This window comes from Stenotrophomonas sp. 05L413, from assembly GCF_056397945.1.
Window position 1 is genome coordinate 231,441 of record NZ_JBFTOL010000001.1, and the last position, 18,630, is coordinate 250,070.

At 66.2% G+C, this 18,630-nt stretch carries 11 protein-coding genes and 1 pseudogene; 7 read left to right on the forward strand and 5 right to left on the reverse strand.

Going from position 1 to position 18,630, the window contains the following annotated elements; translation table 11 throughout:
• Positions 1-33 precede the first annotated feature (33 nt).
• The 4 genes from AC1DIQ_RS01070 (at position 34) to AC1DIQ_RS01085 (ending at position 4,166) form a co-directional block, all read left to right on the forward strand.
• Positions 34-1,401 (forward strand): FAD-dependent oxidoreductase, encoded by a 1,368-nt coding sequence (locus AC1DIQ_RS01070; protein WP_478049301.1) that lies wholly within the window; start codon positions 34-36, stop codon positions 1,399-1,401.
• Positions 1,401-2,840 (forward strand): exodeoxyribonuclease I, encoded by a 1,440-nt coding sequence (gene sbcB, locus AC1DIQ_RS01075; RefSeq protein ID WP_478049302.1) that lies wholly within the window; start codon positions 1,401-1,403, stop codon positions 2,838-2,840. Before AC1DIQ_RS01070 ends, sbcB begins: the two co-directional genes overlap by 1 nt.
• Positions 2,837-3,523 (forward strand): DUF2461 domain-containing protein, encoded by a 687-nt coding sequence (locus tag AC1DIQ_RS01080; RefSeq protein ID WP_478049303.1) that lies wholly within the window; start codon positions 2,837-2,839, stop codon positions 3,521-3,523. Before sbcB ends, AC1DIQ_RS01080 begins: the two co-directional genes overlap by 4 nt.
• Before the next feature lie 61 nt (positions 3,524-3,584).
• On the forward strand, positions 3,585-4,166 hold the full coding sequence (locus AC1DIQ_RS01085) for a DUF2939 domain-containing protein (protein WP_282264061.1): 582 nt from the start codon (positions 3,585-3,587) through the stop codon (positions 4,164-4,166).
• Between the two features lie 48 nt (positions 4,167-4,214).
• Here AC1DIQ_RS01085 and AC1DIQ_RS01090 read toward each other — a convergent pair whose 3' ends face one another.
• The 3 genes and pseudogenes from AC1DIQ_RS01090 to AC1DIQ_RS01100 form a co-directional block, all read right to left on the reverse strand.
• On the reverse strand, positions 4,215-5,162 hold the full coding sequence (locus AC1DIQ_RS01090) for a 5'-nucleotidase (RefSeq protein ID WP_088434636.1): 948 nt from the start codon (positions 5,160-5,162) through the stop codon (positions 4,215-4,217).
• Positions 5,163-5,241: 79 nt separating this feature from the next.
• On the reverse strand, positions 5,242-6,012 hold the full coding sequence (locus tag AC1DIQ_RS01095; RefSeq protein WP_121037882.1) for an NAD kinase: 771 nt from the start codon (positions 6,010-6,012) through the stop codon (positions 5,242-5,244).
• Positions 6,013-6,274: 262 nt separating this feature from the next.
• Positions 6,275-11,170: pseudogene (locus tag AC1DIQ_RS01100) on the reverse strand (NAD-glutamate dehydrogenase); the annotation flags it as partial.
• Between the two features lie 374 nt (positions 11,171-11,544).
• On the opposite strand from AC1DIQ_RS01100, the gene AC1DIQ_RS01105 reads away from it, so the two are divergent.
• The 3 genes from AC1DIQ_RS01105 to AC1DIQ_RS01115 are packed head-to-tail and all read left to right on the forward strand — an operon-like array spanning position 11,545 to position 16,640.
• Positions 11,545-12,174 (forward strand): TetR/AcrR family transcriptional regulator, encoded by a 630-nt coding sequence (locus AC1DIQ_RS01105; RefSeq protein ID WP_282263817.1) that lies wholly within the window; start codon positions 11,545-11,547, stop codon positions 12,172-12,174.
• Positions 12,174-13,451: an efflux RND transporter periplasmic adaptor subunit gene (locus AC1DIQ_RS01110; RefSeq protein WP_478049304.1), complete on the forward strand. Its 1,278-nt coding sequence runs from the start codon at positions 12,174-12,176 to the stop codon at positions 13,449-13,451. The genes AC1DIQ_RS01105 and AC1DIQ_RS01110 overlap by 1 nt, the downstream gene beginning before the upstream one ends.
• A gap of 15 nt (positions 13,452-13,466) precedes the next feature.
• Entirely contained in the window at positions 13,467-16,640 is a 3,174-nt protein-coding gene (locus AC1DIQ_RS01115) for a multidrug efflux RND transporter permease subunit (RefSeq protein WP_121037894.1), read from the forward strand.
• A 259-nt stretch (positions 16,641-16,899) separates the two neighbouring features.
• On the opposite strand, the gene AC1DIQ_RS01120 is transcribed toward AC1DIQ_RS01115, so the two are convergent.
• Positions 16,900-17,193, reverse strand: coding sequence for a hypothetical protein (locus AC1DIQ_RS01120; protein ID WP_121037897.1), 294 nt, complete (start codon positions 17,191-17,193; stop codon positions 16,900-16,902).
• Between the two features lie 164 nt (positions 17,194-17,357).
• Positions 17,358-18,542, reverse strand: coding sequence for an acyl-CoA dehydrogenase family protein (locus AC1DIQ_RS01125; protein WP_428999441.1), 1,185 nt, complete (start codon positions 18,540-18,542; stop codon positions 17,358-17,360).
• Positions 18,543-18,630: the final 88 nt, after the last annotated feature.

Genomic DNA, 18,630 nt, shown 5'->3' on the forward strand with positions numbered 1-18,630 from the left:
CCGACCGCCCTCCCCGCCCCCACGGACATCGCCTTGATCGCTACCCCCTCCCGCTCGCTGAGCATCATCGGCGCTGGCCTGGCCGGTTCATTGCTGGCCATCCTGCTGTCCCGCCAGGGCTGGCAGATCACCTTGTATGAGCGCCGCGGCGATCCGCGCGTGAGCGATTACGAGTCCGGTCGTTCGATCAATCTGGYGCTCGCCGAACGTGGCCGGCATGCGCTGCGCCAGGCCGGGGTCGAAAACGCGGTCATGGCCAAGGCGGTGATGATGCGTGGGCGCATGATTCACCCGCGCGAGGGCGAACCGCAGCTGCAGCGCTACGGGCGGGACGACAGCGAGGTGATCTGGTCGATCCATCGCAAGGACCTCAACACCACGTTGCTGCAGCTGGCCGAGGATGCCGGTGCCACCGTGCACTTCCACCGGCGCCTGCATACGGTGGACTTCGATGCGGGCTACGCACGCTTCATCGATGACCGCGACGACCAGCCGCACGATATCCGCTTCGATACCCTGATCGGGGCCGACGGTGCCGGTTCGGCGCTGCGCGCGGCGATGAACCGCAAGCAGCCGCTGGACGAGCGCATCGACTTCCTGGATCACTCCTACAAGGAGCTGGAGATCCCGCCGACCGACGATGGTGGGTTCCGGATCGAGGCCAACGCACTGCATATCTGGCCGCGCGGGCACTACATGTGCATCGCGTTGCCGAACGACGAAGGCACGTTCACGGTCACGCTGTTCCTGCCCAACGAGGGCGATCCGAGCTTTGCCACCACCAACAGCGGAGCCGAGGCCGAGGCGCTGTTCGCGCGCGACTTCCCCGATGCGCTGGCGCTGATCCCGAACCTGCGCCGCGACTGGGAGCAGCATCCGCCGGGCCTGCTCGGCACGCTGCATCTCAAGCACTGGCACATGAAGGGCCGCGCGGTGCTGATCGGCGATGCCGCGCACGCAATGGTGCCGTTCCACGGCCAAGGCATGAACTGCGCCTTCGAGGATTGCATCGCCCTGGCCGCGCATCTGCTGGAGCAGGATTCGCTAGGCGAGGCCTTCGCTGCATTCGAAGCGGACCGCAAGCCGAATGCCGAGGCGATCCAGCAGATGGCGCTGGAGAACTACCTGGAGATGCGCGACCGCGTGGCCGATCCGCAGTTCCTGCTGCAGCGCGAACTGGAACAGGCGCTGCAGGCGCGCTGGCCGACCCGCTTCGTGCCGCATTACACGATGGTCACCTTCCTGCGGACCCCGTACGCCGTTGCGCTGGCGCGCACCGAGCTGCAGCGGCGCATGCTGGAGCAAGCTACTGCCGGGCACGACAGCCTGGCGCATATCGACTGGGCCGCACTGGAGCGGCTGGTCCACGAGCAACTGCCCGTCCTGGAGGGTGCGCACTGATGGCTGACAGCTTCCTGTTCTATGACCTGGAAACCTTCGGTCAGGACCCGCGCCGCACGCGCATCGCGCAGTTCGCCGGTATCCGCACCGATGCCGATCTGAACATCCTCGAAGAACCCGTCAGCTTCTACGTCAAACCGGCCGATGATCTGCTGCCCTCGCCGATCGCGACCCTGATCACCGGCATCACCCCGCAGCACGCGCTGAGCGCCGGCGTCACCGAGGCCGAGGCGTTCGCGCGGATCAACGACCTGATGGCGCAGCCGGGCACCTGCTCGCTGGGCTACAACACGCTGCGCTTCGACGATGAGTTCGTCCGCCACGGGCTGTTCCGCAACTTCTACGACCCCTACGAGCGCGAGTGGCGCAACGGCAATTCGCGCTGGGATCTGCTGGACATGATGCGGCTGCTGCATGCGCTGCGCCCGGACGGGATTGTCTGGCCGCAGCGCGAAGACGGCGCCACCTCGTTCAAGCTCGAGCACCTGGCCACGGCCAACAACGTCCGTCAGGGCGATGCGCATGAAGCGCTGTCCGATGTGTACGCGACAATCGGCCTGGCGAAGCTGTTCAAGCAGGCCCAGCCACGGCTGTGGGACTACGCGCTGAAGCTGCGCGACAAGCGCTTCGTGGGTAGCCTGCTGGATGTGGATGCAATGCAGCCGGTGCTGCACATCTCGATGCGCTACCCCGCCCAACGCATGTGCGCCGCACCGGTACTGCCAGTGGCGCGCCATCCCTTCATCAACAACCGCATCATCGCGCTCGATCTGGACGGCGATATCGAGCCGCTGCTCGATCTGCCGCCGGAAACCATCGCCGCCCGCCTGTACACCCGCGCCGCCGACATGGCCGAGGGTGAGCAGCGCGTGCCGCTCAAGGAAGTGCACCTCAACAAGGTCCCGGCGCTGGTCGCCTGGAACCATCTGCGCTCGGCCGACCATGCGCGCCTGGGCATCGACCCGGCCGCAATCGAGGCCAAGGCCGAGCGGCTGCGCCAGATCGGTCCCGCACTGGCCGAGAAGGTCCGCCAGGTGTACTCCGGCGAGCGCACCCTGGCGCCAAGCGATGTCGATGCGTCGCTGTATGACGGCTTCCTGGCCGACGGCGACAAATCCCTGATGGCCCGCATCCGCACCAGCCCACCGGCCGAACTGGCCAGCTTCGCCGAGCGCCTGCGCGATCCGCGCATGCCCGAGCTGCTGTTCCGGTACCGCGCCCGCAACTACCCGGACACCCTGGACACCACCGAGCGCTCACGCTGGAACGACTATCGTCGCCAGCGCCTGCTCGGCGATGCATCGCTGGGCGAACAGACCCTGCCGCAGTTCACCGCGCAGCTGGATGCACTGGCCGCAGAGCATGCCAACGATGCCGGCAAGCTCGCCCTGCTGCATCAGCTGCGCGACTGGGGCACCCACCTGCAGAGCAGCCTATGAGCACCTATTTCAGCCCGGCGACCTTCACGTTCCTGCGTGGCCTGGCCCGCAACAACGACAAGACCTGGTTCAACGAGCACAAGCCGACGTACGAAGCGCACGTCCGCCAGCCGTTCCTGCGCCTGATCACCGATCTGCAGCCGGACCTGGCCGCGGTCAGCGAGCACTTCCGGGCCGACCCGCGCACCGTGGGTGGCTCGCTGTTCCGTATCTACCGCGATGCGCGCTTTTCCAACGACAAGTCGCCCTACAAGAGCTGGCAGGGCGCGCGCCTGTTCCATGAGCGCCGCAAGCAGGTTCCAGCGCCGTCGTTCTATATCCACCTGCAGCCGGGCGAGAGCTTCGTCGGCGCGGGGCTGTGGCATCCCGAGCCGGCCACCCAACGCAAGGTGCGGCACTTCATCGTCGACAACCCCGGCAGCTGGAAGGCCGCCGCGCATTCGCCGGTGCTGCGCAAGACGTTTGATTTCGAGGAAAGCGAAAAGCTGGTGCGGGCCCCGCGCGGGTTCGAGCCGGACTTCGAGTTCATCGACGATCTCAAGCACCGCAACTGGGTGTTCTGGCGCTCGCTGGACGACGCCACGATGACCGGCCCGCGCCTGCGCCAGACCATCGCGGCCGACCTGGTCACGCTCGCGCCCTTCGTGGATTACCTGTGCGCGGCGCTGGACCTGGAGTTCTGAACTTCACGTGCACTGACGCCCGCTGGGTCAAGCTGGGCACCATGACGACAAGGCACACCCGATGAAGAAGCTGCTCTGGTTGCTGGTCAGCGTGTTGCTGGTGCTGGCCGGCATCGTGTTCAGCGGCCCCTACGTGACCGTGCATGGCCTCAGCCGCGCGATCGAACAGCGCGATACCGCCAAACTCGACCGTTACGTGGATTTCCCGATGCTGCGCGCCAACCTGCGCGCCCAGCTGAGCGATTACGTGGTCCGCCGCGCGGGTCCGGACATGCAGTCCAGCCTGTTCGGCGCGTTGTTGCTCTCGGCCGGCGACCGGCTCAGCGCGACCGCCGTGGACGCGCTGGTCACCCCCACCGGCATCGGTGCGCTGCTGGAGGGCCACACCCTGTGGAAGCGCGCCAGCAACGATCTGGACAGCCCCAGCAATGACGCCTATGCGGCGCCACGGCCGGCGCGGCCCCTGAAGGGCGCCACTCACCGATTCGAGTCGCTGTCACGGTTCACCGCCACCACCTACACGCCGCAGGGCGCGCCGGTGGTCTTCATCCTGCAGCGCTCGGGGCTGCGCTGGCGGCTGGTCGACATCCGCCTGCCGCTCAATCCTGACACCACTGCGCCGTCGGTCCTGCCGATCCCGTAGGTACCGACCGTGGGTCGGTACACGGATCCCACGCACCCCCGTGGCGCATCAACCGTCGTTGGCCACCCCGTGCGGCACGTGCCCGGCGGCCACGCTCTGGTGCTGCAGCGCGCTGTCGATGTTGTGCTGCGAATCGTCGAAGAAGATGTCCGCGCCGAAGGCTTCCAGGAATGGGCCCTTGTGGCGGCCGCCGAGGAACAGCGCTTCGTCCAGACGCACGCCCCACTCGCGCAGCGTGCGGATCACCCGCTCGTGCGCCGGCGCCGAGCGCGCCGTCACCAGCGCAGTGCGGATCGGCGCATCTTCGCCCGAGGGGAACACGGCCTGCAGCGTATGCAGCGCCGAGAGGAAGTTGCGGAACGGGCCACCGCTGAGCGGCTCACGGGCGTTCTCACGCTCATGGCGGCCGAAGGCTTCCACGCCCTGCTCGCGCGAGATGCGTTCGCTCTCATCGCCAAAGATCACCGCATCACCATCGAAGGCGATGCGCAGCTGGCCCAGCGGACGGCCCAGATCGACCTGTTCGGCCGCGGCGATGGTCTCGCCCGGCGGCTTGGGCAGGATGGTCGCGGCAGCGATCCCGTGCAGCAGCGCGCGCCGCACCGATTCGGGGTTGGCCGACAGGAACAGATCGGTGCCGAACGGCTTTACATACGGCCAGGTCGGCTCGCCCGCGGTGAAGGTCGCGCGGATGATGCCCAGGTCGTAGTGCTGGATCGAATTGAAGATGCGCAGGCCGGTATCGGCCGAGTTGCGCGACAGCAGGATCACTTCCACCCGCGGCTGTTCCGGTGACTGGCCCTGGTTGAGCGCGAGCAGCTTGCGCACCACCGGGAAGGCCACGCCGGGGCGCAGCACATCATCTTCGTGCTTGCGCTGGTACTCGGCGTAGGCATCGACGCCTTCGGCCTCGAACAGCGCGTGCCCCTCTTCCAGATCGAACAGGGCCCGCGACGTCACGGCAACGGTCAGCAAACGGGGGGTGTTGTCGCCCATGGCAATCAGCAATCCAATGCGGCCGCAGCGGCCGGCCAGCCATTCTCCCACAGAGCATGGCCGCCACGGCCGTGCGCCGTCAGAACATGAACTGCTCGCTCAGGATCCGGTCTTCCAGATTGTGCTCCGGGTCGAACAGCATGGTGACGCGGCGTTCGCGCGATTCACGGATGGTCACTTCCACCACATCGCGGGTTTCATGCGAATCGGCGGTGACGCTGACCGGGCGCTTGTAGGGGTCGAGAACGCGGAACCGCACTTCGGTGTCGGCCTTGAGGATCGCCCCGCGCCAGCGGCGCGGACGGTACGGCGCCAACGGGGTCAGCGCGATCGTGTGCGAGCCCAGCGGAAGGATCGGGCCATGCGCGGAATAGTTGTACGCCGTGCTGCCGGCAGGCGTGGCGACCAGCACCCCGTCGCCGATCAGCTCGGCCACGCGTTCCTGGCCGTTGAGGTCGATGCCGATATGCGCGGCCTGGCGGGTCTGGCGCAGCAGCGAGACGTCGTTGTAGGCCAGCGACCCGGTGGTGGTGCCGGACTCGGTCAGGGCCAGCATCTCCAGCGGCCGCAGGTTGGCCGGCTCGGCGGCCGCCAGGCGCGCGGGCAGATCGTCATCACGGAACTGGTTCATCAGGAACCCGACCGTGCCCAGCTTCATGCCGAACACGGGCCGATCCAGCGCGCCGTAGCGATGCAGGGTCTGCAGCAGGAAGCCATCACCGCCCAACGGGCACAGCACCTCGGCCTGCTCGGGCGCGTAGTCGCCGTAGCGGGCCCGCATCTGTGCCAGGGCGAGCTGCGCCGCTTCGGTGGAACTGGCCAGGAAGGCGATACGGGGGGTGTCGCTCATCGGTGAATCCGGGTGGGGTATGCCGGCAAGAGCATAACCGTTCGTGCCGGTCGCGGGCCGGCACGAACGGAAACGAAAACGGCCCCGCCGAAGCGGAGCCGTGTGTTTCTCATGCAATGCCGTTACCGGCCCCCGCCCATCCCTCTGGAGCAGAGCCCCCCTGAGTCAGGGGGGCGCGCCGAAGGCGCGGGGGTCTGGAAGCATCGTTTGCATGGGCCCCACGGTTTGCAAAGCAAACCGTGGGGCGTCAGCGCGAATGCGCTTATGCACCATGCGAGGCCAGCTGACCCAGGCGCTGCACCGCGACCGAGACGGTCGGGTAGTCCAGGGTCTTCTGCTCGGCCAGCTCGGCCAGCATCGCCAGGGTGAAGCGCAGGCTGCTGTCATCGCGCCCCATCCAGGCGGCGACCTTGGCTTCGGCACTGCTGCCCTTCATCGACAGGACCTGGGCAGCCAGGTTGCGATGGTGGGCGGCCAGCTCGTCGCGCAGCACGCCACGGGCCACGGCGTGCCAGCGGCCGTTGACCTCCAGCGCGTCGATCTGCTCGAACAGCCACGGCAGCTGCAGGGCGTCGCCCAGGCGGAAGTGGACCTTGGAGACGTCCACCGGCTTGAGCTTGCGGGTGCGGGCCAGCTCGATGATGTCGAACGCCGGCTCCAGGAACTGCAGTTCCGAGAGCTGCTGCGACAACGCCGGCGGCAGGCCCTTGTCCTTCCACTCCTGCACGCTGGCCTCGTAGGCCGGGCGCTGCGAATCGGGCAGCACGCCCGAGGCGTCGCGGATGTCGTTGAAGGCAGCCTGGTAGCGGTTGACCGCTTCGGTGATGCCCGGCATGGCGCCCGGGCGCGAGAGCAGCCAGCGCACGAACGAACGCTGCAGCTTCCAGATCACTTCCAGCGCGTCGATCTGCACCGACTCCGGCAGCGTGCCGTCGAGGGCGTCGATCTGTGCCCACAGGGCGCGTGCATCCAGCGTTTCACGGCTGATCGTGTACGCCTTGGCGACCTCGGCCACGGTGCGGCCGGTGTCTTCCTGCATGCGCATCAGGAAGGTGGCGCCCATGCGGTTGATGGTCTGGTTGGTCACGGCCGTGGCGATGATTTCGCGCTTCAGGCGGTGACGCTCCATCGCATCGGCGTACTTCTTCTGCAGCGGCGTCGGGAAGTAGCGCTGCAGCTCCTTGGACAGGTACGGATCTTCCGGAATGTCCGACTCCAGCAGCTGCTGGAAGGCCACCAGCTTGGAGTAGGACAACAGCACCGACAGTTCCGGACGGGTCAGGCCCTGGCCACGCGCCTTGCGTGCGGACAGTTCCGCATCCGAGGGCAGGTACTCGATCTGGCGATCCAGCAGGCCCTGCTGTTCCAGGGTGCGGATGAAGTGCTGCTTGGAACCCAGGCGCTTGACCGCCATGCGTTCCATCAGGCTCAGCGCCTGGTTCTGACGGTAGTTGTCCATCAGCACCAGCGCGGCCACTTCGTCGGTCATCGAGGCCAGCAGCTTGTTGCGCTGTTCGACGGTCAACTTTTTGGCACGCACCACATCGTTGAGCAGGATCTTGATGTTGACTTCGTGATCGGAGGTGTCCACACCGGCCGAGTTGTCGATGAAGTCGGTGTTGAGCAGCACGCCGGCCTGGGCGGCTTCGATACGGCCCAGCTGGGTCATGCCCAGGTTGCCGCCCTCGCCCACCACCTTGCAGCGCAGCTCGCCGCCATTGACGCGCAGCGCGTTGTTGGCGCGGTCGCCGACATCGCTGTGCTGCTCGCTGGCCGCCTTGACGTAGGTACCGATGCCGCCGTTCCACAACAGATCGACCGGCGCCTTGAGGATCGCGCTCATCAGATCGTTCGGGGTCATCGACTTGATGCCCTCGTCCAGGCCGAGCACCTCACGCACCTGCGGGGTGATCTCGATCGACTTCAGCGTACGCGGGTACACGCCGCCGCCCTTGCTGATCAGCTTGGCATCGTAATCGGCCCAGCTGGAGCGCGGCACGGTGAACAGACGCTCGCGCTCGACGAAGGTCGTGGCCGCATCCGGGTTCGGGTCCAGGAAGATGTGGCGGTGATCGAATGCAGCCACCAGGCGGATGTGGCGCGACAACAGCATGCCGTTGCCGAACACGTCGCCGGACATGTCGCCCACGCCGACCGCGGTGAAGTCCTGGCTCTGGCTGTCACGGCCCAGCGCACGGAAGTGGCGCTTGACCGACTCCCACGCACCGCGGGCGGTGATGCCCATGCCCTTGTGGTCGTAACCGACCGAGCCACCGGAGGCGAACGCATCGCCCATCCAGAAGCCGTGCGCCACGGCCAGGCCGTTGGCGATGTCGGAGAAGGTCGCGGTGCCCTTGTCGGCGGCCACCACCAGGTACGGGTCGTCCATGTCGTGGCGGACCACGTCCACCGGCGGCACGATCTTGTTGTTGACGATGTTGTCGGTGATGTCCAGCAGGCCCTGGATGAACAGCTTGTAGCAGGCCACGCCGTTGGCGAACACCGCATCACGGTCACCGTTGACCGGCGGCATCTTGGCGAAGAAGCCGCCCTTCGCGCCGACCGGCACGATCACGGTGTTCTTGACCATCTGTGCCTTGACCAGGCCCAGCACCTCGGTACGGAAATCTTCGCGACGGTCCGACCAGCGCAGGCCGCCACGGGCGACGGCACCGAAACGCAGGTGGGTACCTTCCACGCGCGGGCCGTACACGAAGATTTCGCGGTACGGGCGCGGCTTGGGCAGGTCCGGCACCAGCGCCGAATCGAACTTGAAGCTGATGACGTGGCCCGGGCGGCCCTCGGCATCGGTCTGGTAGTAGCTGGTGCGCAGGGTCGCATCGATCACGCCCATGAAGCTGCGCAGGATGCGGTCTTCATCGAGGCTGGAGACGCGGTCCATCAGCTTGAGCAGCGCATCGCGCGCGGCGTCCATCTGCACGGTGCGGTCGCCCTTGCGCGCATCGACCACGGTCTTGAGCACTTTCAGGGTGGCTTCGTCACCGCCGGCGAGCACGGTCAGGTGCGCGCGCAGCTGGGCCTGGCCCTCGGCGATCGCGTCCTTGCTCTCGTGGCCGGTGGCCGGATCGAAGCGGGCTTCGAACAACTCCACCAGCAGGCGGGCCAGCAGCGGGTAACGGGTGAAGGTGCCTTCCACATAGGCCTGCGAGAACGGCACGCCGGTCTGCAGCAGGTACTTGCAGTAGCCACGCAGCATCGCCACCTGGCGCCAGTGCAGGCCGGCGGCGAGCACGAGGCGGTTGAAGCCGTCGTTCTCGGCATCGCCGTGCCACACGCGGGCGAAGGTTTCACCGAAGGCGGCATCAACGCTCGGCGCATCGATCGCACCGGCCACCGATTCCACTTCGAAGTCCTGCACATACACCGGGGCGTTATCGACCGTCAGACGGTACGGACGCTCGGCGATGACACGCAGGCCCATGTTTTCCATCATCGGCAGCGCATCGGACAGCGGAATATCGTCCAACTGGCGATACAGCTTCAGGCGCAGGCCATCGCCGCCTTCGCGCTGCACGGCCTGCAGGCTCAGGCGCAGATCGTCCGGGCCGGTCAGCGCATCCAGCTGGCTGACGTCATTGGCGGCGATCTCGGTGCTGGAGTCTTCGATGTAGCCGGCCGGCAACGCCTTGCCGATACGCGCCGCGATGCGCAGGCCTTCGCCCTCACCGTGACGGGCCACCAGCGCTTCGCGCAGATCGTCCTGCCAGTTGCGCAGCACCTGGGCAAGCTTCTGCTCCAGTGCGCTGGTATCCACTTCCAGGGTCTGGCCAGCCTTCGGGCGCACGATCAGGTGCACCTGGGCCAGCGGCGACTCACCGAGCACGACCGAGCTGTCCACGTACTCGCCCTGCAGGGCGTCCTTGAGCATGGCTTCGATGCGCAGGCGCACATCGGTGTTGAAGCGTTCGCGCGGCAGGTACACCAGCGCGGAGATGAAACGGCTGTACTTGTCACGGCGCAGGAACAGACGGCTGCGCACGCGCTCCTGCAGGCCCAGCACGCCCATGGCGGTGCGGAACAGTTCGTCCTCGCTGGACTGGAACAGCTCTTCGCGCGGCAGGGTTTCCAGGATGTGGCGCAGGGCCTTGCCGCTGTGGCTGCTCGGTGCCAGGCCGGACTTGCTCATCACGTATTCGTGGCGCTGGCGCACCAGCGGGATTTCCCACGGGCGGCGGTTGTACGCGCTGGAGGTGAACAGACCCAGGAAGCGCTGCTCGCCGATGATCTTGCCCTTGGCGTCGAATTCGAGCACGCCGATGTAATCCATGTAACCGGCGCGATGCACGCGCGAGCGGGCATTGGTCTTGGTCAGGATCAGCGCGTCCTTCAACCCGGTGGTGGCATTGAGGCCCTGCGCGGCGAGGGTCTTGACCGGACGTGCAGCGGACTTGTCCTGCCCGCGCATCAGGCCCAGGCCGGTGTCGTTCAACGGCGCCAGCACGTCTTCCTTGCCCTGCTTCTCGACGCGGTATTCGCGGTAACCGAAGAAGGTGAAGTGGTTGTCGGCGGCCCAGCGCAGGAACTCCTGCGCCTCAGCGCGCGAGGCGGCATCGACGGGCAGCTGGCGGCTGCCGAGGTCGTCGGCCAGGCTCTGCGCCTTGGCACGCATCGCGTCCCAATCGCGGACGATGGCACGCACCTCGTCCAGCGCCTTGATGATCGCCTTCTCAACGTCGGCCATCGCCTCGGCCGGCTGGCGGTCGATCTCCAGCAGCATCACCGATTCGGCGGTGCCGTCGCTGACACCGGTCAGCTTGCCGGCCTTGTCACGCGCGAAACGGATCACCGGGTGACCCAGCACGTGCACGCCGACGCCATGCTCGGCCAGCGACATCGTGACGGTGTCGACCAGGAACGGCATATCGTCGTTGACGATCTGCAGCACCGTGTGCGGCGACTCCCACCCGTTGCTCTTCAGCGTCGGGTTGAACACGCGGACGTTGGCCTTGCCGGACTTGCGCACGCGCGCAAATTCCAGCGTGTCCGCTGCCAGTGCAGCCCACTCCTCGGCGCTGTGGTGCGGGAACTCGTCCGCCTCCATGCGCTTGTAGAAGTCGGCGGCAAAAGCCACTGCCTCGGCCTGCCCGGCCGACGGGTAGCGCTTGCGCAAGGCCGTGTACACCGGCTCCAGCGAGAAGCCCACTGGCGAAACAGTCTGCGTATCGGCTGGTTTGGATTTGTTTTTCACGGTCTTGGCTGCTGGTTTTTGCGGTTTCATGACGGAGCGGTGCGTGTTGCTCAGTTGGGAAAATGAAATTGTAGGCCTACCGCACAGAAATACCTTGCTGCAGGACGGAATAAGGTGATTCGGGTTGGGTCCCGTTTACATCGCCACCGTCAGTTCGGACGGGTACGGATCAACGCATCGGGGTTTCATCCGACGCAGCATCGGCCGCTTCGGTTGCAACTTGACGTTGGTCATCAAACGCCACGGAAAGACAAGGCTTCTACAATTCTGAACTGGACGGTATAGTCCACCCCGTGACTCCCCCACCCCCCGCCGCCAGCGCCATGGACGCGCGCGATCATCGCGTGTTCGATGCTGTGCGCGAACTGCTGGCCAGCCACGGCATGCAATTGAGCATGGACGCCGTGGCCCAGCACGCGGGCTGCTCCAAGCAGACGCTCTACAGCCGCTACGGCAGCAAGCAGGAACTGCTGCGCCGGGTGATGCAGCGGCATGTCTGCCGCGCGACCGCCGGGCTGCGCTCACTCGACGGTGATGACCTGCGTGGCAGCCTGCTGCAGTTCGCCAACGACTACCTGGACCATTTCAACCAGCCGCATGTGGTCCAGGCCCGAAGGCTGATCGCGACAGAATCCAGCCAGTTCCCCCAGGAAGCCCGTACCCTCTATCAGGACGGCGCCGGGGCCCTGGCGCTTCACGTATCTGAATGGCTGGCAACACGCTCTGCCCGGGGCCAATTGAGGCATGACGACCCGCACTTCATGGCTGAACTGCTATTGAGCATGATCGCCGGCTTGGATGTCGAAAAACAGCGCTTCCATATCCCCCATCGCGCTGACGCCGCCGTGCGCCGCCGCTGGGCAGAATTCTCCGTTGACAGCTTCCTGCGCGCGTTCGCCGCGCCCGAAGCCGCCACGGCTTCGTATTCAAACCAACACCGGAGCTTCTCCTGATGATCGCCCCACTCCGCACCCTTGCCCTGACGTGCGCAGTCGCCCTTGCGTTGACCGCCTGCAAGAAGGAAGAGCAGCAGGCCCCGCCGCCGCCGGAGGTGGGCGTGATCGAGGCCAAGCCGCAGACCCTGCCGTTGCAGCGTGAACTGGTCGGCCGCCTTTCGCCGTTCCGCAGTGCCGACGTCCGGGCCCGCGTGCCGGGCGTGCTGCTCAAGCGCGTCTATCAGGAAGGCTCGGATGTGAAGGAAGGCCAGGTGCTGTTCCTGATCGATCCAGCCCCCCTGCGTGCCTCGCTCAATGCTGCGCAGGCCGAACTGGCCTCGGCCCAGGCCACCGCCGCCAATGCCAAGGCCGCTGCCAACCGCGCCCGCTCGCTGGCGCCGCAGGCCTACGTCTCCAAGTCCGACCTGGATGCAGCCGAAGCCACCGAGCGCACTGCCGCTGCCGCCGTGCAGCAGGCCCAGGCCTCGCTGGCCAGCGCGAAGATCAACCTCGGCTATGCCGAAGTGCGCTCGCCGATCAGCGGCCGCGCTGGCAAGCAGCAGGTCACTGAAGGTGCGCTGGTTGGCCAGGGCGATGTGACCCTGCTGACCACCGTGGATCAGCTCGACCCGCTGTACGTGAACTTCTCGATGAGCGTGGATGAGCTGACCCAGATGCGCGCGGCCCAGGCCAAGGGCGCACTGGCCCTTAGTGGTGACGGCAAGTCCACCGTGCAGGTGAAGCTGGCTGACGGCACCGTCTACGACCAGCCGGGCACACTGGATTTCTCCTCGACCACGGTCGACCCGGCCACCGGCGCGGTCTCGCTGCGCGCGGTGCTGCCCAACCCGCAGCAGATCCTGCTGCCGGGTGCCTTCGTCAGCTTCCAGGCGACCCTGGGTGAGCGCAACAACGCCTACCTGGTGCCCCTGCAGGCGCTGCAGCGCGACACCACCGGCGGCTACGTGCTGGTGGTGGGCAAGGACGGCAAGGTTGCCCGCAAGAATGTGAAGAGCGAAGGCCAGCAGGGCAGCAACTGGCTGGTCAGCGGCGGTCTGGATGCGGGCGATCAGGTCATCGTCGCCGGCATGCAGAAGGTCAAGGAAGGCGAACCGGCCAAGGCTGCCCCGTGGAACCCGGCTGCCGGCAACGGCAATGGCCAGGCGCCGGCGGGTGCTGCTCCGGCAGGTGCTGCTCCGGCGGCTGCCGCCAAGCCCGATGCCGCGGCCGCCCCGGCTGATGCCGCCGCCGCAACGTCCGACGCCGCTCCGGCTGCCGAACCGAACAAGCAATAACGGGAATCCTCCGTCATGCCTAAATTTTTCATTGAACACCCGGTATTCGCCTGGGTGGTCGCGATCCTGATCTCGCTTGCGGGCGTGATCTCGATCCTGGGTCTGGGCGTGGAGTCCTACCCGAGCATCGCGCCTCCCCAGGTGACGGTGAGCGCCACCTACCCCGGCGCCAGCGCCGACACCGCCGAAAAGTCGGTCACCCAGGTGATCGAGCAGCAGCTGACCGGTATCGATCACCTGCTGTACTTCAGCTCCTCTTCGGCCTCCAACGGCCGCGTCACCATCACCCTGACCTTCGAAACCGGCACCGATGCCGATATCGCCCAGGTCCAGGTGCAGAACAAGGTCTCGCTGGCAACGCCTCGCCTGCCGACCGAAGTGACCCAGCAGGGCGTGGTGGTGGCCAAGGCCAACGCCGGCTTCCTGATGGTGGTGGCCCTGCAGTCCGACAGCGCCTCGATCGACCGCGACGCCCTCAACGACATCGTCGGTTCGCGCGTGCTCGACCAGATCTCGCGTATCCCCGGCGTGGGCAGCACCCAGCAGTTCGGTTCCGAGTACGCCATGAATATCTGGCTCAACCCGGAAAAGATGCAGGGTTACGGCCTGTCGGCCACCCAGGTACTGGCCGCGATCAAGGACCAGAACGTGCAGTTCGCGGCCGGTTCGCTGGGCTCGGATCCCTCGCCCGAGGGGCACTACTTCACCGCGACCGTGTCGGCCGAAGGCCGCTTCAGCTCGCCGGAAGAGTTCGAGAACATCATCCTGCGCGCCAATGCCGACGGCTCGCGCGTGCTGCTCAAGGACGTCGCCCGGATCGCCTTCGGTGCGAACAACTACGGCTTTGACACCCAGTACAACGGCAAGCCGACCGGTGCCTTCGCGATCCAGCTGCTGCCGGGCGCCAACGCGCTGAACGTGGCCAATGCGGTCACCTCGAAGATGGATGAGCTCAAGCCGAGCTTCCCGGCCGGTGTCAGCTGGTTCTCGCCGTACGACAGCACCACCTTCGTGAAGATCTCGATCGAGGAAGTGGTCAAGACCCTGATCGAAGCGGTCGTGCTGGTGTTCCTGGTGATGCTGATCTTCCTGCAGAACTTCCGCGCCACGCTGATCCCGACCCTGGTCATCCCGGTCGCACTGCTGGGCACGTTCCTGGGCATGAGCATCATCGGCTTCACCATCAACCAGCTGACGCTGTTTGCGATGGTGCTGGCGATCGGCATCGTGGTCGATGACGCCATCGTGGTCATCGAGAACGTCGAACGCATCATGACCGAGGAGAAGCTGCCGCCCAAGGCCGCCACCCAGAAGGCCATGACCCAGATCACCGGTGCGGTGGTGGCCATCACCGTGGTGCTGGCCGCGGTGTTCATTCCGTCGGCCCTGCAGGGCGGCGCCGCCGGTGAGATCTACAAGCAGTTCGCGCTGACCATCGCCATCGCGATGGCCTTCTCGGCCTTCCTGGCCCTGGGCTTCACCCCGGCGCTGTGCGCGACGTTCCTCAAGCCGACGCACAACGACAAGCCGAACATCGTCTACCGCACCTTCAACAAGTACTACGACAAGGTCAGCAACACCTACGTGGGCCACATCACCTCGGCGGTGAAGCATGCCCCGCGCTGGATGATCCTGTTCGTGGTGCTGACCGTGCTGTGCGGTTTCCTGTTCACGCGCATGCCGGGCAGCTTCCTGCCCGAAGAAGACCAGGGCTACGCGCTGGCGATCGTGCAGCTGCCGCCGGGCTCGACCAAGTCGCAGACCAACCACGCCTTTGCCCAGATGCGCGGCATCCTGGAAAAGCAGGATGGCTTCGAAGGCATGCTGCAGGTGGCTGGTTTCAGCTTCGTCGGCTCCGGTGAAAACGTGGGCATGGGCTTCATCCGCCTCAAGCCCTGGGCGGACCGTGACATCACGGTGCCCGAGTTCATCAACAACATGAACGGCGCGTTCTACGGGATCAAGGAAGCGCAGATCTTCGTGGTCAACCTGCCGACCGTGCAGGGCCTGGGCCAGTTCGGCGGCTTCGACATGTGGCTGCAGGACCGTGGCGGCGTGGGCTATGAGCAGCTGACGCAGGCCCGCAACATCCTGCTCGGCAAGGCGGCGCAGGAAAGCGACCTGCTGACCGGCGTGCGCCCGAACGGCCTGGAAAACGCCCCGCAGCTGCAGTTGCACGTGGACCGCGTGCAGGCGCAGACCATGGGCCTGTCGGTGTCGGACGTGTACAGCACCATCCAGCTGATGCTGGCCCCGGTGTACGTCAACGACTTCTTCTACGAAGGCCGCATCAAGCGCGTGACGCTGCAGGCCGATGGCCCGTATCGCACCGGCGCGGAATCGTTGAACAGCTTCTACACGCCCAGCACGCTGCAGACCAATCCCGACGGCACGCAGGCGATGATCCCGCTGAGCACCGTGGTGAAGTCCGAGTGGGTGTCCGCACCGCCGTCGCTGAGCCGCTACAACGGCTACTCGGCGGTCAACATCGTCGGTTCGCAGGCGGCCGGGCGCAGCTCGGGCGAGGCGATGCAGGCGATGGAGCGGATCGTCAACGACGACCTGCCAGCCGGCTTCGGCTACGACTGGTCGGGCATGTCCTACCAGGAAATCCTGGCCGGCAACGCCGCGACCCTGCTGCTGGTGCTGTCCATCGTGGTGGTGTTCCTCTGCCTGGCCGCGCTGTATGAAAGCTGGTCGATCCCGGTGGCGGTGCTGCTGGTGGTGCCACTGGGTGTCCTCGGCGCCCTGGCCTTCTCGCTGGCACGTGGCCTGCCGAACGATCTGTACTTCAAGATCGGCCTGATCACGGTGATCGGCCTGGCGGCGAAGAACGCGATCCTGATCGTGGAGTTCGCGGTGGAGCAGCGGGCTGCAGGCAAGAACCTGCGCGAGGCGACCATCGAAGCCTCCCGCCTGCGTTTCCGCCCGATCCTGATGACCTCGTTCGCCTTCATCATGGGCGTGGTGCCGATGGCCATCTCCACCGGTGCCGGTGCCAACGCGCGTCACGCCATCGGTACCGGCGTGATCGGCGGCATGGTGTTCGCCACCTTCCTGGGTCTGCTGATGATCCCGGTGTTCTTCGTGGTGGTCCGCCGCATGCTGGGTGACAAGCTGGACGAACCGTCCAAGGAGTTCCTGGAACGCCAGGGCGAAGCCAATACGGCCCACCGTCCGGATCGTTGATGCACAGGGGCAGCCACGGTTGCCCCACCGCCAGGTGACCACCGTGGGTGGTCACGCTGGAATGAAGAAGCCCCGGCGCGAGCCGGGGCTTTTTTGTGTGCGCCGCATGACGGGTAGAGCCACACCATGTGTGGCTGAGCGAAGGCACGCATCGGGGGACCAGGTAATGACGGCCGCTGGCCGGCTGCTCCGGGCACCTGCCAGGCAAGGATCGCCGGGTTGCCGGCCGACGGCCGACGGCCGGCACTACCAAATGGTCTCAGCGCAGCAACGCTACTGCCGCGCATACCAACACGATCACCAACGACGGCCACTGCATTGGCATGTAGAAGAAGTGATGGCGGGCATGCTCGCCCACCGCGCGCGGGCCGCGGTTGAGCACGATGCCGAGCACGACATTGATCGCTGCGCCGATGCCGAATCCGACCAGCAGCTGCGCCAGCGAGGTATTGCCTTTGGCAACCGCAGGATCCGGCCACAGCCACATCAGCAGCAACAGGGCGGCAATGGGGGTGAGCAGGGTCAGGAACCCTGCGCCTCGATAAATAACCATGGGGTGACCTGCAGAACGGGGCCGCACATTCTGCACTACCCCGCGTTCCGACCAGCGGTCGGCACCTACCTTGATCCGACGCTGGAGCGTCCGCAACCTCTCAAGGCCACTTCAGAGGCCCCGGACCGACCAGCGGCGCCCAACGGGCGCCGCTGTCCTATCGATCAGCGCAGCCCGGTCTCGTTGCGCGCGATCACCAACCGCTGGATTTCCGAGGTGCCCTCGTAGATCTCGGTGATCTTGGCATCACGGAAGTAGCGCTCCAGCGGCATTTCCTTGGAATAGCCCATGCCACCGTGGATCTGCACGGCCTGGTGGGTAATCCACATCGCCGCTTCGGAGGCGGTCAGCTTGGCGATCGCCGCTTCGTTGCTGAAGCGCTTGCCCTGCCCCTTCACCCACGCCGCGCGCAGCGTCAGCAGCAGGGCTGCATCCAGCTTGCACTTCATGTCGGCGATCTTCGCTTGGGTCATCTGGAAAGTGCCGATCGCCGCGCCGAAGGCCTTGCGGTCCTTCACGTACTCGATCGTGGCCTCATAGGCAGCGCGGGCGATGCCGATGGCCTGGGAGGCGATGCCGATGCGGCCGGCGTCAAGCACGCCCATGGCGATCTTGAAGCCCTCACCTTCCTTGCCCAGCACGTCGTCGGCGCTGGCCACGTAGTCCTGGAACTCGATTTCGCAGGTGGCCGAGGCGCGGATGCCCAGCTTCGGCTCGGTCTTGCCCCGGTGGAAGCCGGCCTTGTCGGTGTCGATCATGAAGGCGGTGATGCCACGCGCGCCCTGTTCCGGATCGGTCATCGCAAACAGCACGATGTACTTGGCCACCGGGCCGGAGGTGATCCAGCTCTTCTTGCCGTTGATCACGTAGGTGCCGTCGGCCTGCTTGACCGCGCGGCAGCGCATGGCCGTCGCATCCGAACCGGACTGCGGCTCGGTCAGCGCGAACGCGCCGATGGCCTCGCCCTCGGCGATGGCGCGCACGTACTTCTGCTTCTGCGCTTCGCTGCCGTGGGTCAGGATGCCGTTGCAGAACAGCGAGTTGTTGACCGACATGATCGTCGAATGCGCAGCGTCTCCGGCGGCGACCTCCACCATCGCCAGGACGTAGGCGATCGGGTCCATGCCCGCACCGCCGTAGGCTTCGGGCACTTCAATGCCCATCAGCCCGTTCTCGCCCAGCAGGCGGATGTTCTCCAGCGGGAACTCGCCGGTGCGGTCGTGGTGTTCGGCGCTGGGCGCGATTTTTTCCTGCGCGATTCGGCGCGCAACGTCCTGCAGCATCAACTGCTCTTCGGTAAAGCTGAAATCCACAACACCCTCCCGGGTACAGAGTGATAAGGGCCGCAGTGCGCGTGGCCCGGTCGGGCGATTGTACCGGGGGGCGGGGAAAGGACGCCTTACTTGACCGCAGCGCCGCCAAAGGACGAAAATATCT

What these genes read in the sequence shown, in the direction of transcription:
- sbcB (WP_478049302.1), top strand. Translation starts at nt 1,401, where the DNA reads ATGGCTGACAGCTTCCTGTTCTATGACCTGGAAACCTTCGGTCAGGAC.
- AC1DIQ_RS01080 (WP_478049303.1), top strand. Translation starts at nt 2,837, where the DNA reads ATGAGCACCTATTTCAGCCCGGCGACCTTCACGTTCCTGCGTGGCCTG.
- AC1DIQ_RS01085 (WP_282264061.1), top strand. Translation starts at nt 3,585, where the DNA reads ATGAAGAAGCTGCTCTGGTTGCTGGTCAGCGTGTTGCTGGTGCTGGCC.
- AC1DIQ_RS01090 (WP_088434636.1), bottom strand. Translation starts at nt 5,162, where the DNA reads ATGGGCGACAACACCCCCCGTTTGCTGACCGTTGCCGTGACGTCGCGG.
- AC1DIQ_RS01095 (WP_121037882.1), bottom strand. Translation starts at nt 6,012, where the DNA reads ATGAGCGACACCCCCCGTATCGCCTTCCTGGCCAGTTCCACCGAAGCG.
- AC1DIQ_RS01105 (WP_282263817.1), top strand. Translation starts at nt 11,545, where the DNA reads ATGGACGCGCGCGATCATCGCGTGTTCGATGCTGTGCGCGAACTGCTG.
- AC1DIQ_RS01110 (WP_478049304.1), top strand. Translation starts at nt 12,174, where the DNA reads ATGATCGCCCCACTCCGCACCCTTGCCCTGACGTGCGCAGTCGCCCTT.
- AC1DIQ_RS01115 (WP_121037894.1), top strand. Translation starts at nt 13,467, where the DNA reads ATGCCTAAATTTTTCATTGAACACCCGGTATTCGCCTGGGTGGTCGCG.
- AC1DIQ_RS01120 (WP_121037897.1), bottom strand. Translation starts at nt 17,193, where the DNA reads ATGGTTATTTATCGAGGCGCAGGGTTCCTGACCCTGCTCACCCCCATT.